At 37.1% G+C, this 15264-nt stretch carries 17 protein-coding genes; 2 read left to right on the top strand and 15 right to left on the bottom strand.

Features of this window, described 5'->3' with window-relative positions; all coding sequences use genetic code 11:
- Window positions 1-3: 3 nt before the first annotated feature.
- From ACJJVU_RS08120 to ACJJVU_RS08110, 3 genes are read right to left on the bottom strand one after another with little or no spacing between them, the layout of a single operon-like run.
- Entirely contained in the window at window positions 4-1980 is a 1977-nt protein-coding gene (locus ACJJVU_RS08120; protein WP_405224028.1) for a PAS domain S-box protein, read from the bottom strand.
- A complete protein-coding gene (locus tag ACJJVU_RS08115; RefSeq protein ID WP_339849500.1) occupies window positions 1973-2515 on the bottom strand; it encodes a heme NO-binding domain-containing protein in 543 nt (180 codons plus the stop codon). The genes ACJJVU_RS08120 and ACJJVU_RS08115 overlap by 8 nt, the downstream gene beginning before the upstream one ends.
- On the bottom strand, window positions 2515-2931 hold the full coding sequence (locus ACJJVU_RS08110) for a response regulator (protein WP_108879318.1): 417 nt from the start codon (window positions 2929-2931) through the stop codon (window positions 2515-2517). Before ACJJVU_RS08110 ends, ACJJVU_RS08115 begins: the two co-directional genes overlap by 1 nt.
- Window positions 2932-3175: 244 nt before the next feature.
- On the opposite strand from ACJJVU_RS08110, the gene hemN reads away from it, so the two are divergent.
- A complete protein-coding gene (gene hemN / locus ACJJVU_RS08105) occupies window positions 3176-4537 on the top strand; it encodes an oxygen-independent coproporphyrinogen III oxidase (protein WP_405224026.1) in 1362 nt (453 codons plus the stop codon).
- A 221-nt stretch (window positions 4538-4758) separates the two neighbouring features.
- On the opposite strand, the gene ACJJVU_RS08100 is transcribed toward hemN, so the two are convergent.
- From ACJJVU_RS08100 to ACJJVU_RS08045, 12 genes are all read right to left on the bottom strand, one after another.
- On the bottom strand, window positions 4759-4905 hold the full coding sequence (locus tag ACJJVU_RS08100; protein WP_013751859.1) for a hypothetical protein: 147 nt from the start codon (window positions 4903-4905) through the stop codon (window positions 4759-4761).
- 22 nt (window positions 4906-4927) lie between these two features.
- Window positions 4928-5635, bottom strand: coding sequence for a sulfite exporter TauE/SafE family protein (locus tag ACJJVU_RS08095; RefSeq protein ID WP_108879159.1), 708 nt, complete (start codon window positions 5633-5635; stop codon window positions 4928-4930).
- Entirely contained in the window at window positions 5635-6081 is a 447-nt protein-coding gene (locus ACJJVU_RS08090) for a FixH family protein (RefSeq protein WP_405224023.1), read from the bottom strand. Before ACJJVU_RS08090 ends, ACJJVU_RS08095 begins: the two co-directional genes overlap by 1 nt.
- Window positions 6078-6212, bottom strand: coding sequence for a hypothetical protein (locus ACJJVU_RS08085; protein WP_261375735.1), 135 nt, complete (start codon window positions 6210-6212; stop codon window positions 6078-6080). The genes ACJJVU_RS08090 and ACJJVU_RS08085 overlap by 4 nt, the downstream gene beginning before the upstream one ends.
- Window positions 6213-6246: 34 nt before the next feature.
- Window positions 6247-7668: a cytochrome c oxidase accessory protein CcoG gene (gene ccoG, locus ACJJVU_RS08080; RefSeq protein ID WP_298327573.1), complete on the bottom strand. Its 1422-nt coding sequence runs from the start codon at window positions 7666-7668 to the stop codon at window positions 6247-6249.
- A gap of 6 nt (window positions 7669-7674) precedes the next feature.
- Window positions 7675-7971 carry a hypothetical protein gene (locus ACJJVU_RS08075; protein WP_405224020.1) on the bottom strand — a complete coding sequence of 99 codons (297 nt, stop codon included), beginning with the start codon at window positions 7969-7971 and terminating at the stop codon, window positions 7675-7677.
- A gap of 11 nt (window positions 7972-7982) precedes the next feature.
- A complete protein-coding gene (locus ACJJVU_RS08070; RefSeq protein WP_405224018.1) occupies window positions 7983-8927 on the bottom strand; it encodes a cbb3-type cytochrome c oxidase N-terminal domain-containing protein in 945 nt (314 codons plus the stop codon).
- Window positions 8924-9121, bottom strand: coding sequence for a CcoQ/FixQ family Cbb3-type cytochrome c oxidase assembly chaperone (locus tag ACJJVU_RS08065; protein WP_013751852.1), 198 nt, complete (start codon window positions 9119-9121; stop codon window positions 8924-8926). The genes ACJJVU_RS08070 and ACJJVU_RS08065 overlap by 4 nt, the downstream gene beginning before the upstream one ends.
- 4 nt (window positions 9122-9125) lie before the next feature.
- Complete coding sequence (gene ccoN, locus ACJJVU_RS08060) at window positions 9126-11330, bottom strand: cytochrome-c oxidase, cbb3-type subunit I (RefSeq protein WP_405224016.1); 2205 nt, start codon at window positions 11328-11330, stop codon at window positions 9126-9128.
- Window positions 11331-11341: 11 nt separating this feature from the next.
- Window positions 11342-11548, bottom strand: a complete 207-nt coding sequence (ccoS, locus tag ACJJVU_RS08055) for a cbb3-type cytochrome oxidase assembly protein CcoS (RefSeq protein ID WP_298327557.1) — start codon at window positions 11546-11548, stop codon at window positions 11342-11344.
- Between the two features lie 177 nt (window positions 11549-11725).
- Window positions 11726-12115: a hypothetical protein gene (locus ACJJVU_RS08050; protein ID WP_405224014.1), complete on the bottom strand. Its 390-nt coding sequence runs from the start codon at window positions 12113-12115 to the stop codon at window positions 11726-11728.
- A 1-nt stretch (window position 12116) separates the two neighbouring features.
- Entirely contained in the window at window positions 12117-14537 is a 2421-nt protein-coding gene (locus ACJJVU_RS08045) for a heavy metal translocating P-type ATPase (protein WP_405224012.1), read from the bottom strand.
- Window positions 14538-14766: 229 nt separating this feature from the next.
- Between ACJJVU_RS08045 and ACJJVU_RS08040 the strand changes: the two genes are divergently transcribed.
- Window positions 14767-15186, top strand: a complete 420-nt coding sequence (locus ACJJVU_RS08040) for a CBS domain-containing protein (RefSeq protein WP_144784326.1) — start codon at window positions 14767-14769, stop codon at window positions 15184-15186.
- Window positions 15187-15264 lie beyond the last annotated feature (78 nt).

The raw sequence follows: 15264 nt of genomic DNA, 5'->3' as shown, positions 1-15264 counted from the left end.
GTGTTATTTTTGTAGTGTAAAGAAGAACGTTGTGCCCTCTCCTACGGTACTTTCTAACCAGATACTACCTTTATATAAGTCTACTATTTTCTTCACGATAGAAAGTCCTATACCAGTAGAGTCTTTGTGGTTATTAAGTGATTGAAAAATTTTAAATATTTTATCGTGATACTCCTTAGGAATCCCAATTCCATTATCCTTTACAGTAAACGTGTAATGAGTTTTGTTTTCTGTAAAACCTACTTCTATAAGACCTTTTTCTTTATCACAATAGCGTATCGCATTACTCATCAAGTTCTGAAACAACTGTTGTAACTTGACTTTATCACCATTTACCGTAGGTAAATCTGGATGAATAGTTAGTGTTATATGTTCTGGACAATGAAGTAAGGTTTCTATATCTGCTAGTACTTCTTGTAAATCCACTTTTTCTGGAGCTGCATTTTCAGATCCTACGCTGGAGTACTCAAGCACGTCTGAAATAAGCTGTTCCATTTTTTCTAAAGTGGTGTCTATCATCTCTAGATGGCTCATAGTCTCGGACGGAAGATTATCTTGATTATCATCCTTAATCCAATTTACTAGGGCATTTATACTCCTAAGCGGACTTTTAAGATCATGAGAGACTACATGTGCATATTCTTGTAACTCATCATTACTTTTTTCAAGCTTCTTTAAAAGATTTTCTTTCTGTATCTCTAAACTTTTGAGCTCTGTAATGTCAAGGTGTACACCTATAGAGCCTATCACTTTGCCATTAATATTATAATTAGGTGCCGCACTTATTAACAAGTGTCTTAACTCACCGCTCTTTGTTATAACTTCTACTTCGTATGAATTTGATACTCCCTTTAATCTTTTCTTTTTCTCTTGAGTAAGTCTTTTTTGAGATGCTGGTGTAAGTAGTATTTCCTTTGCATTTTTCCCAAGTAATTCCTCTTCCGTATATCCAGATAATAGTTCAAAACTATTATTGACCATCAAGATCTCATTATCAAGATTTACCTCAGTAAGGCCTAAGTTCATATTTGCAATAATGTCGCTATATTTATGGCGTTCTGCTTCTATGCTTTCGCGAAATTTTCTTCTCAAAGTCACATCTCTATATGTCCAGAGGTGTCCTTTATAAACACCCTCCTCATATATTGGAATAAAATCTCTTTCTAAAATGCGACCATCTTTTAATTTAAGCTCATCAGATAGTACTTGCTCTTTGTTTTGCGTAAGCGTATTTATTCTTGATATAAATTCTTCTGGGTTCTTAAAGAGATCCTTGCTTTCTGAAGCTGCATTATCACAGTTTACTCCAATAAGTTGATCTGGAGTCGCAGAGATACTAAAGAAATCGCAAAAGCGATTATTTGTAATGACAACATTGCGGTGCTCATCTTCTAGAAGAATACCACTCTCTAGATTTAAAATAAGTGTAGATAATCTATTTTCTGAATCTATGAGTCGCTGCTCTGCGGCTTTTTCTTGGGTGATATCTCTTACAATACCTTGTGCTGCGATAACTTTTCCTGAGGCATTACGTACTAAACTAGCGTTAATGTGTACTAAGCATGTCTTACCACTCGCAATAACTATTTTTATATGGAAATCTGTAACCGAGCCGGCGGTATAAAGTTCTTCAAAACCTTTTGATGCTTTTTGAACTTCATCTGGGTGTACGAGTTCTATTAAATTTAAACCATCTTTTATGGTGTAACCTAGTAGCTCTTCTGCGGCTTGGTTCATTTTAATAACAGTCCCCATTAGATCCATGACCACATAGGCATCTACTATGTTTTCAAACACTCCTTCAAGTTCAGAAGTGCGTTCTTTTACAATATCTTCAAGTTTTGAATTTGAAACCCTTAACTCTTCAGATTTGTGATATAATTCTAATGACTTTTCTTCAAGAATACGCTCGGCTTCTTTTCTAGCAGCTTTTTCACGTGCTAGTGCTCTTTCATACATCTTGATTTTGGGGTCACTCATATGTTGCTATGCTGAATTTAACTTCGGTTCCGTTTTCTTTTAATTTTTCAACTAAGATAGTAGCTTTTGTATTAAAAAACTCAAAAGTTTTATTCATTAATCCGCGACCAAAGGCATGCATGGCTCTGCTTGACTTATAGATCATTACGAGACTATCTGGAGTCTTCTCTTCTATGGTAAAAGTAGGCAATTCTGCATCTGGATAAATCTTTCTAACCTCTACATGTATATGATTTTCTATAGATGAAAGCATCTCTATAGGGTCTGTATATTGGGTTAAAAATGATGGATAGCTCTTTTCTACAACCGTAAAAAAATGTTCTCCGTATACCAGTAATAAATCATCAATTACAAGTCCTGTTTCCTTACTTAAATTAGTAAGTAAGCTCACCATCTCTGTAAAACTATACGTTCCTACTGCTGTATAAACACCATTAGAAGGCAACTCAGATTCATTAAGAATGGTGTCAACCATTTCTAAACCAAATTTTGTTTCAACAAGATCTAAAAACTCTGTAAATACAATTCCTTTCATTATGCTTTGATTAATTCATTCATACTCCAATACTCTAATGCCGATTTTATTTTTTCAACGTAGTGATCATACTTTAAAGGTTTAATAATATAACCTGCCACTCCTGTATCATAACAGGCTAGTATATCCTTGCGGTTGCTTGACGTCGTGAGCATGACTGTGGGTAAAAATCGTAAAATTTCGTCTTTTTTCAAAATCTTCAAGAACTCTATACCATTGATTTTTGGCATATTAAGATCTAAAAATATTACATCTGGTAATACTGTGTGATCCTTGAGTATTTCAAGTGCTTCCTCACCATTTTTTGCCTCTATGAGCTCATGGTTCATTTCTAGCTTTGCTATGGCTCTTTTGAGTTTCATTACCTCAATGGCATCGTCCTCAATGAGCAGTATTCGTAATTTTTTTGTCCCCAAACTATTAATCTTTATGTTTCCAAAGTTGGTCAATTAAAGTCAATATTCTTCAATAATTAAGTTTAACGAGTCCTTTACTGTAGACGGATGACGTTTAAGTGTCGACGAATGGTAATTTACATGTATAATTTATCATTTTCAAATGAATTACTATATCCCTCCATAAACAGTGTTTTTTCAAAAGCTGATATTCCTCATATTCTCTGTTTTTACCATATAGTAATTTTGAAAAAACTCAAAATCAATGTGTACACTTATATCAAAGTACAATGTGGCAGGACCACGATATACAAGTTACCCTACTGTGCCTTATTGGGATCAAGATAACTTCTCTCTAACCCAGTGGAAAAACACTTTACAAGAAAGCTTTCGCGAAAGCAATACTTCACAAGGAATAAGTCTCTACATACATCTACCTTATTGTGAGAGTATGTGTACTTTTTGTGGGTGTAACAAGCGTATTACAAAGAACCATGATGTAGAGATTCCTTATATACAATCTGTACTTAAGGAGCTTGCGATGTACGTAAATTTACTAGGAGATAAGCCGGTAATTAAACAGCTACATTTAGGTGGAGGTACTCCTACCTTTTTCTCGCCAGCACATCTAGAACGTCTTATGGATGGGATTTTTGCGCTCACAAAAAAAGCAAGCACTTTTGAACTCAGCTTTGAAGGGCATCCTAATAATACCACAAAAGAACACCTTGATGCACTGTACAATAAAGGATTTACTAGAGTTTGTTACGGAGTTCAAGATTACAATACAACTGTACAGAAAGCTATAAATCGTGTACAACCTTATGCACACGTGGAAAATGCTACCGAAATTGCTCGTGCAATAGGTTATGAATCTGTAGGGCATGATATAATATATGGACTACCATTCCAAACGCAAGATGATGTTATAAATACCATAAATAAAACCATATCCCTTCACCCAGACCGTATTGCTTTTTATAGCTACGCCCATGTGCCATGGATAAAAGGTAATGGACAGCGAGGGTTTAAGGATGGAGATTTACCTAGTGCAGACCAGAAGAGAATGCAGTATGAGATAGGCAAAAAGATGCTAGTTAAAGCAGGGTATATTGAGATAGGTATGGATCACTTTGCGCTTAAAACAGATGCACTATTTAAAGCCCAGCAAGCGGGAACTATACATCGTAACTTTATGGGATATAACGCTAGCAAAACGCAAGTAATGATAGGCTTAGGAGTATCTGCCATAAGTGATAGCTGGTATAGTTTTGCTCAGAATGTAAAAAATATAGAGGAGTATCAACAGCTTATAGAAGATGGTATTCTACCTATTTTTAGAGGACATATCCTTACTGAAGAAGATCTTATCATCAGACAGCATATTCTTAATTTAATGTGCTCATTTGAGACTTCTTGGGATGAGGATCAAGGAAATTTTGCAGAGCTTCCAGATGTTCTTATAAAATTAAAGGAACTAGAAAACGACGGACTTCTAGAAATACACGCAAGAAAATTAATTGTTACAGAAAAGGGACGTCCTTTTGTAAGAAATATATGCCTTCCGTTTGACATGAGATTACAGCGCAATAAACCAGAGACTCAGCTATTTTCTATGACGGTTTAAAAGTCACCTCAACATATACTAAAAAAGGGAAGCATTACTGCTTCCCTTTTTTTATGCTCTTGAAGATTATAAGACCTCATCAAGTTCACAATTATCTTTGCGAACTAATACGATCTTTGTTATAAGTTAAAAGCCATTGTAACGATATAAATAGGTCGAGACCTTTAAAAACTAAGCAGTTTAATAAAGTACTTGTATATTCTCTTACTATTTGTAATCCTCTACTTTTCATCAGTATCAGATTTTTTTGAGTCTCCCTTTATCATGTTTAGTACGATAAGTACAAGAGTGATACAAACTAAGGCAAATACTCCTATGAGTAGTGCTCCCATTCCCCAGTCTACGAGAAGTATTAAAAAATGTTCCATAATTATAAATGTTTGGTTGTTATTAATGACAAGAATGTTGTGCAGCCACTTTTTCTACACTTACCATCTTTGATGGTGATACGTATGGTATACCAAGACCAAGGCCGCGTACTATAAATAAGACTCCTACAATGACTACAAAAACAGGAATCATCTTAACGATGCGCTGCTTTGCTTTTCCTTTTAAAAAATTACCTAAATAGATAGCAGTGGTCATTAATGGAATGGTACCTAATCCAAAAACTGCCATATACAATCCTCCTTCCCAAGCACCACCAGAAGCAAGTGCGCCAAAAATCGCCATATATACAAGTCCGCAAGGCAATAGTCCGTTGAGATATCCTATAGTAAAAAACGTACCTGGATCTTTTTTCTTAAGAGCGGTTCCCATGGAGCTCTTTACTTTCCCAACTGCCTTATATAATGGTCGTGAGAAGTTGTATTTATTGAAAATTTTAGTGGGTATGAGAATAACTACAATCATAAGTACACCTATGATTATAGATAGTTGCTGCTGAATACCAAAGAGATTAAAACTTTTACCTACAATCCCAAATACTAAGCCCAAAACACTGTAAGTAAGTATACGCCCCGCGTGATAACTCATTAATTGGAAAGCTCTTTTTACAGGATTTTTACGGTCTACGGGCAACATAAATGCAATGGGACCACACATTCCCACACAGTGGAAACTGCCCAAAAGACCAAATATGAGTGCAGACCACAACATTAGTAAACGATTGACTTTTTATACATGAATTCCTCTTCCCCGTCTGTCCACTCTATGATAATGTTCCATCGACCGTCTATCAGCTGATTGTCAGGTATGAGCAAATTAGATCCTGAAATAGCCAAAGGCACTTCAAAATCAAGTTGCTGATTAGACGGTCTGTATAGAAACACTTTTCCTTTATTTGTACTTTCTGAAATAGACGGTGGGAAGGTGAGTAACCATCCTTCTGGCGTGCGTTTTCCGCTAATCTCTCCTACGAGATTGCGCGCATTAGTCTCTGCATCTATTTCGGTTTGATATGCCATTTCTTTAGCATAATACTCTTCTGTCACAAGATCATGGCTATAATTATCATCTGTGCTCATCGTGATAACCATGTACAGAATAAAACCCATAAAACAAGCCATCGCCACTACAATACCCTTTCCCCAGTTCCATTTCATAACTCTTGTGTTTTAGTGATTTCTTGATTATTCTTCAGCGCTTCCATCATCAACTTTGCGCTGCATGCTTCGTTAGTTCCTGGCTGTCCTTTTTTACAGCCATCACAACATTTTTTATGCTCTGTACTCATAGTTTTTTTGTTTTGCTTTCGCGAAAGCGTACTCTTACTTATAACTTCTAGGTCCCAGAAATGCCGTTGTTGTCGTCTCAATAAGTTGGTCGCCGCTATACACTTCTATTTCCAAACGTTCTTTATCGCTTTTAATACCGCTTGCATTGATTTCTATAAATAGCGTTCCCTCTGCGAGTCCTTGTGCATCTACACTGAAACTATTACCAGAAACTACTTCTATAGTCCCTTTATGAGAGCGTAGTTCAAAATGCACATCTTCTATCTCCTCGACCGTTTTATTAACCAGCTTAAAGGTGTAGACATTACTAATCATGTTATTGTCTTTATGCTCATAAAGTTGTCCTGGTAATCTGAGAATGCGAGCTTCTACATCATTACGTAAAAACAACATCCCTATGAGTACCGCAGTAAGAATACCTAGTACAGCAACATACCCCTTGAGACGAGGTGTGAATTTAAATGGCGCTTTCTTTTCAATATTATCTTCACTAGCATAACGTATAAGACCTTTAGGAAGATCTACTGCTTCCATCATATGATCACAAGCATCTATACAAGCGGTACAGTTTACACATTCTAACTGTGTACCGTTACGTATGTCTATCCCTGTAGGGCATACATGCACACATGCGAAGCAATCTATACAATCTCCTTTTCCAGTAGATGGTCTGTCTTCATTTTTCTTAAACTTAGCTCTTCCTTCTTCCTTCTCTCCTCGCTTATGATCATAAGCAACAATAATAGATTTGTTATCTAGTAACACTCCTTGTAACCTTCCGTAAGGACAAGCTATGATACAAACCTGCTCTCTAAACCATGCAAATATGAAATAGAAAACTCCTGTAAATATGAGAAGTGATATTAGCGTACTAACGTGCTTAGATGGTCCGTCTGTGATGTACCTAATAAGCTGATCGCTCCCTATGAGATACGCAAGAAATACATTTGCAATTATAAAAGAGATGATAAAAAAGATAGTCCATTTTAAAACTCTCTTTTTGATTTTCTCCTTGTTCCAAGGCATTTTTTTAAGACGTATCTGCTTACCTCGATCGCCATCTATCCAATACTCAATACGACGAAAAACCATCTCCATAAAAATAGTTTGCGGGCAAATCCAGCCACAAAATATTCTACCGAATGCTACCGTAAATAGGATTACAAATACCACCCCAATAATCATCATGATCACAAAGAGATGAAAATCTTGAGGCCAGAATGGATACCCAAAAATATTGAACCTACGCTCCAGCACATTAAACATAAAAAGCTGGTTCCCTCCTACTTTTATAAATGGTGAGCTAAGTAAAATAGCAAGTAATAAATAACTCACATACTTACGGTATTCATACCATTTCCCACTTGGCTTCTTAGGAAATACCCATGCACGTTTCCCTTCCTTATCAAGGGTTCCCATGGTATCTCTAAAGTTATCTTTTCCTTGCTCTGCCATTATATATTACTTAGATAAGATTAACAGAAAAATACAGTCTGTATCACCTATGACCTCATGCTCTACCTCTAATGGTATTTCAAAAGTCTCATAGGTGTCTATAGATTTTGAGAAAGTCGCTGTTCTAAAAGTGACCGTTCCCTGTATGATCAAGATTTGCGCTTTGCTAGGTGCTGTATGTTTTTCTAGTACAACATCCTTTTTAAGTCCTATTGCTATAATTTTAGTCTTATCATTTTCATAATAAGGCTTCATTATCGGAGCAGTACTTAAACTTAATGCAATCGCTATATCTTGAATCATTCGTTTATTATTTAGTTACTCGTTAATTGCACTGCTGTGCTATCTGTAACAACATCCTTTACTGGTGCTGCTGGTGCATCTGGATTTACCCATAACTCACCTTCTGCCTCCTTAGGCTCTGCTGGAGTGGTGCCTTGTAAGCTTAACACGAAGCTAGCTACTTGCGCCATCTCGGCAGCCTTAAGTTCTGATTTCCATGAGATCATACCTTTACCATCACGACCACCTTCTGAGATAGTTTTGAAGACATTTTTAATTCCTCCACCCAGAATCCAGTGTTGGTCTGTGAGGTTAGGTCCTATACCTCCACCACCATCTGCTTTGTGACAAGCAATACAATTATTTGTGAAAATGGCTTTACCAGCATTGATATCACTCGCATCTGTGAGGAGTGTTACCGTATTTACATCGACAAGATCTTTAGCCGTTTTTTTCCATTCTTCTATTTCTGCTTTTGCTTCTGCTACAGCAACTTCATATTCTTCGGCTTGGTTGTAGTCGTCTAGTACTTCAAAACGCACTAAGTATATTACTGCAAAGACTATTGATGCGTAGAACATATACACCCACCATGGCGGCAAGTTGTTATCAAGCTCTTGTATACCGTCATAGTTATGATCTAGTATAATCTCATGCTCTTGAGCTATCTCTTTACTTCCTAGAGATGCTTTATACTTCTCTTTAATCCACTTAAACTGATTGGCTTCTGCAAGAGCTTCTTCTTCATCAAACTTTGCTTGTGCTTCTGGCTTAAGCGTTTTGTAAAGAACATTGCGCAGCGCAGCCATGCTTACTTCTCCTGCTGTATAAAAAAGCATGATTACGCCTAGTATAGCCCATACCCACGGTTGCTCTAGAAATATAGAGGTCTCCCCTGTAGTCCCTACGTAATCTATGAGGAAATATCCTAATAGTGAAAATCCTAGTATTCTTAAAAATGATGCAGTCGTTCTCATTCTTCTATAGTATTTACGTTGAGTGTATCATCATTAAGCGGGATGTTACTTACCTCTGTGATGTGTGCTTTCTTAGCTGTAAATACCCAAAAGAATAGTGCAGCAAAAAAGATGAAAAATATGAGTAATGACACTATAGGATAGATCTCCACTCCATCTATATTTTCTAAGTTTCCTTTTATAAATTTAAACATGGTGCTAGTCGTTTAAGATGGATGTAGTACCATCTGCGTTTTTAACTTTAATATCTGTTCCTAGTCGTTGTATGTAAGCTATAAGAGCTACCACCTCACGGTTACGCATCTCCACAAAGTCTTCACCGTTTTCTTCGGCATACTTTTTATCTGCCTCATAAGTTTTGGCAAAGTCTGGATCTGAGTAGAGGTTCTTCTCTATCGCTATTCCTTGTGCCGTCATAGACTCTTGTGCATTTGCAATATCTTCTGGAGTGTATGGTACTCCTAAGGTTACCATTGCTTCCATTTTTATCTCTGTGAGATCTTTATCTAGTTCTCTACGTAATAACCATTTATAAGATGGCATAATAGAACCAGACGAAGTACTCTGCGGATCATAGAAGTGATTCAAGTGCCAGTTATCACTGTACTTTCCTCCCACGCGCATAAGATCTGGCCCAGTACGCTTACTTCCCCATAAGAATGGGTGATCATACACATACTCTCCCGCTTTTGAGTATTCTCCATAGCGCTCTACCTCACTTCTAAATGGTCGTACCATTTGAGAGTGACACCCTACACATCCTTCACGTATATAAATATCTCTACCCTGTAGCTCTAGTGGTGAATATGGCTTCACACTTGATATCACTGGGATATAATCATCAACAATAAGTGATGGTATAATTTGCACCATACCTCCAATAAGAATAGCGATAGTTGCAAAAATGGTAAGCTTTACCGGGCGTCTTTCTAACCATGTATGGTATCCTTCTTTTGAGGTACGTTTCTTTGTTACTTTAGGTAAAGGAGCAGCCTCTGCAAGTTCATCTGTAACGTTGCTACCTGCACGAGCAGTCATGATCATATTATAAACACCTATAAGGGCTCCTACAATAAACATACTACCACCTATAGCACGCATCCAGTACATAGGGATAATCTCACTTACTGTTTCTAAGAAGTTACCGTAGGTAAGCGTTCCATCTGGATTAAATTGTTTCCACATAAAGGCTTGTACAAAACCAGCAACATACATAGGTAATGCATATAGTATAATACCTAACGTTCCTATCCAGAAGTGGAAGTTGGCTAACTTAGTAGACCATAATTTTGTCTTGAATAATTTTGGAACCATCCAGTATACCATACCAAATGTGAAGAAACCGTTCCAAGCAAGTGCTCCTACGTGTACGTGAGCAATAATCCAATCACTAAAGTGAGCTATCGCATTTACATTTTTGAGCGAGAGCATTGGCCCTTCAAAGGTTGCCATACCATAACCTGTAATCGCAACAACCATAAATTTAAGAACAGGATCTGTGCGTACTTTATCCCACGCTCCACGTAGTGTAAGTAGTCCGTTTATCATTCCTCCCCATGATGGAGCAAGAAGCATGATGGAGAATGCAACACCAAGATTCTGTGCCCAGTCTGGCAATGCAGAATATAATAAGTGGTGAGGTCCCGCCCAGATATAGATAAATATAAGTGACCAGAAGTGAACAATAGAGAGTCTATAAGAGTACACAGGTCTGTTTGCCGCCTTAGGTACAAAGTAGTACATCAATCCTAAGAAAGGAGTGGTTAAGAAAAATGCCACTGCATTGTGTCCATACCACCACTGTACCAGTGCATCTTGCACTCCAGCATACATAGAATAACTTTTAAAAGCACTCACTGGCAGCTCCATACTATTTACAATATGTAGTACTGCAACGGTAACAAAAGTTGCTAGATAAAACCAAATAGCAACATACAAGTGACGTTGTCTTCTTTTAAGGATTGTACCTATCAAGTTGGCTCCAAAAGCTACCCATATAAGAGCAATCGCAATATCAAATGGCCATTCTAGCTCTGCATATTCTTTTGATGTTGTAAACCCTAGTGGAAGTGTAATTGCTGCTCCCACGATAATGGCTTGCCATCCCCAGAAGTTTAAATTACTGAGCCAGTCTTTCCACATACGAGCCTTAAGCAAACGCTGTGAAGAATAATATACACCAGCAAAAATAGCGTTACCTACAAAGGCAAAGATGACTGCATTAGTGTGTAACGGACGTAAACGCCCAAAACTTAACCACGAGATGCCGTCTGTTACATTAGGGAATAAAAACATAAAGGCTAGAAGTAGCCCTATGCTCATTCCCACAATGCCCCAAAACATCGTAGCCACTATAAATTTTCGTACGATTTTATTATCGTAATAGAATTGTTGTACTTCCATAGTTTGATTAGTTACTCTTTTATTTGGATGGATTTTTCAATTGGCTCAGGCGTTGTAGGAGCACTTTTTTCTTTTACTAACTCGTCATCAAAAAGCATACGCACAGATGGCGTATAGGTGTCATCATATTGTCCCTTCTTTACAGACACAATAAATGCGACAAAAAAGACGAGAGCAACAACAACGCTGATTGCGAGAAGCATATAAATAATACTCATACCTACCTGAATTATGGTGTAAAATTAAGATTGAAGTTGTTTTTGAATTATGACAATTGTCAGTTTTAGATAAATAGTTTTGAATATGCTTTCGCGAAAAATGCTTTCCTTAAAGCTTATCTTTTTACACGTAAGATTATCTCTTAAAACATAGACTAATCATAATGCTAGCGGCACTTACACTTCCACATACAAAAGCGCTACTTGCGCACTTTGCGATACTTTTTTAAGACTATTGAGTATAGGTCCTGCGCCATTTGTAGCACAAGGACAACTCATCATAAACTGCTGTTCAAAACGAGTAATCGCATTTACATACATATTAAGCATTGATGCAATGCCTAGGCTCACCGTACTGCACACAGATGATCGTCCATATAAGCCACTTTGCAAGCTGTAAATTCGCTTTTCGGTGTCTCTCACCCAACTATTAAAAACCGTCTCATCTGCACCTTTATGTGCAGATTTATGAAAAAGACTTATGAGATCACGCTCCGTATAAGATGCTTTTTTAAATGCTACTTGAGCAAGTTGAGGTGTACTTTGTACATTAATAATACTGTTCATATTATAGTTTTTTTGATGTGAGACTTCCACCCATAAAATGAGTGGCAATCGTTGTAAATAAAACAATACTTATAGAGCTAAGCGGCATTAAAATAGCAGCAACTACGGGAGCAAGATTGCCTGTAACGGCAAAGCCTAAGCCTATAAGATTATAGAATAATGAGAATATAAAAGCATACTTAATGATGCTCACTCCCTTGTGTGAGAGTTTTAAGAAAGTTGCAATATCTGTAAACCTTGAAGCGTCTAGAATACCGTCACAAGCTGGCGAGAAAACATTGACATTTTCTGAGATAGAAATACCTACGTGGCTCTGTGCTAGTGCACCAGCGTCATTAAGACCATCTCCCACCATAAGTACATTCTTACCTTGTTCCTGTAAGTTTTTTATAAAGTCTAATTTATCTCCAGGTTTCTGGTTGAAAAGTAGCGTTGCATTATCTGGTAATATCTGTGATAAAAAAGTACGCTCTCCAGCATTATCGCCAGAAAGTATGATAATCTCGTAGTTACTTTTTAATTCACTAAAAAGCGATTGCACACCTTCTCTATATTCATTGTAAAAGATGTAGCAACCTTTATATTCATTATCTGTACTTATGTGCACAGCAGTACGTTCGGCACCGGCTGCAGGAGAAGTTGTTTGTGCAGTTGCCACAAATCCATAAGAACCTACTTTAATCGTATGATTATTATGTGTTCCTATGATTCCTTGTCCTACTTCCTCTGTAAAGGAGTCTAGTGTTTTTATATCGTGAGATTCTAGTAAATCATAAAGAAATCTACTTAAGGGATGGTTTGAAGCTCTCAGCGTGCTTGTCAATAGTGATTCTTCTTCTGGTGTAAGCGCCACTCCCTCATAAGTGATTACACTTTTTGCACTCGTAGTAAGTGTTCCTGTTTTATCAAAGACAATGGTATCAATATGAGCAAGCTGCTCAATAACGCCGCTGTTTTTTAGATACAGTTTATGTCTCCCAAAAATGCGTAGTATATTTCCTAACGTAAATGGTGCTGCTAGCGCGATAGCACAAGGGCAAGCCACAATGAGAACTGCCGTAAATACTTGAAGTGCTTTTGATGTGTCTATAAATAACCAGTAAGCCGTTGCAATCGCAGCAATAATGAGCAAACTCACTGTAAAACGTCTACTTATACTATCTGTAAGGGTTTCAAAAACGGTCTGTCTGCCTTTTGAGAATATTTCGTTAGACCATAATTGCGTGAGGTAACTTTGTGCCACTGGCTTCAGTACTTCTACTTCTATGGATCCTGCTTGCTGTCTCCCTCCAGCAAATAACTGATCGCCAGATTTTTTGGCTACTGGTTCTGCTTCTCCTGTGACAAAGCTGTAATCTATGAGCGCATTTCCGTTAATCAAGACGCCATCTACAGGCAATAACTCACTGTTGCGTATTAAAATTCGGTCGCCTTTCTTAAGGTCGTATACTTGTGTTTGCTCTTCTTTTCTTGAAGGTTGCGCTTTCGCGAAAGCGTTATCATCCCTATATAATCGTGTTACAGCAATAGGAAAGTACGACTTATAGTCACGCTCAAAAGAGAGATACGCATAGGTCTTTTGCTGAAAGAATTTACCAAGCAACAAGAAGAATACAAGTCCCGCCATACTATCAAAAAATCCCGAACCCCAATCCATCAAAACCTCAACGGTAGATCTTATAAATAGTACAGAAATACCAATGGCGATAGGCACGTCTATATTGAGGATATTAGACCGCAATCCTTTGTAGGCAGAGATAAAATAGTCACGACCTGAGTAAAAGGCTACCGGAATAGCAAATAAAAGCATTAACCCTCTAAAGACATATTTATACTTATCTAACCAAAACTCACTTACCTCAAAATACTCAGGAAATGATAAAAACATAATATTCCCAAAAGCAAAACCTGCAACACCAAGCTTATACGTCAAGCTCCTGTCTACCGTCTTTTTCTTCTTTGTGGTATCATCTAACGAGATGTATGGCTCATACCCTATTCTTGCCAGAAGCATCACTAGATTTTGTAGTGACAACTCCTGAGATGAGTATGTGATTCTTATAGTTTTCTTAGGGAAATCTACTTGCGCGGTTTTGACCGCAGGATTCAATTTGTTAAGATTTTCTAGCACCCAAATGCAAGAGCTACAGTGTATGGTAGGGATTAATAAGGATACAACTTGTGTTCCTTGCTCATCAAACTCTAAAAGTTTGGCAACTACCTGTTCATTTTCTAAAAAGTCAAACTTACCTTCTTGAAGTAGCGGAGACGTACCTGGTGTATTCTCAAGGTCGTAGTAGTACGACATATCGTTATCGCTCAATATGTCATACACCGTCTTACAACCGTGACAACAAAACGATTTTTCTTGATGGTGTATCACTGTTGTACAGGGATCTCCACAATGGAAACAATTATCCATAATTCTAATTTGCTCAGACTTTTAAAAAGTCCATTATACCTATGGCAAATTTGAGATTATGTTGGTTTTTAAATTATGACAAATATCATTTTTAGAAGATTTTTATAAATTAATTGGGCAATTTTCGAGCTCTTAATGAGTACTCAAGAAGTCATCCCAAAAGCTGATTTATATCATCTTTTTCAAGCAAGCCATCAGCTACTTTTGAGAAATCATTAAAACCTAAAAGATGAAAAAGAGAACGCCCGTTTCTAGCATAATGACCTCAAATATGGTCACACTACATAAAACTGACTCATTAGAGCATGCCGAGCAACTTTTTAAAAATCATAGTATAAGACATATTCCTGTAGTAGACGGTAATAATATTATAGGCATCTTGAGCTATACAGATCTATTGAGAATAAGCTTTGCAGATGCAATAGATGAAGATGAGCAAGACGTAGATACCATCGTCTATAATATGTTTACCATTGAGCAAGTTATGGCAAAAAAACTTGTGACCGTAACCACAGATACAACCGTAAAAGAAGTGGCACAAATTCTTGCTAGCAAAGAGTTTCACGCACTCCCAGTACTACAAAACAATACACTAGTAGGGATTGTTACCACTACAGACTTAATAAATTATTTACTAGATCAATTTTAAAAACTATTACTCTCGTAGATAATATGGATAAAAGGGAAGTTGCTTTAAGTAATATTCCCTTTACTATTTATATCCAAT

This window comes from Dokdonia sp. Asnod1-B02 (assembly GCF_045063955.1).
GTDB lineage: Bacteria > Bacteroidota > Bacteroidia > Flavobacteriales > Flavobacteriaceae > Dokdonia.
Note: the sequence above shows the minus strand (reverse complement) of the source record. Positions and strands in the feature narration are given on the sequence as shown.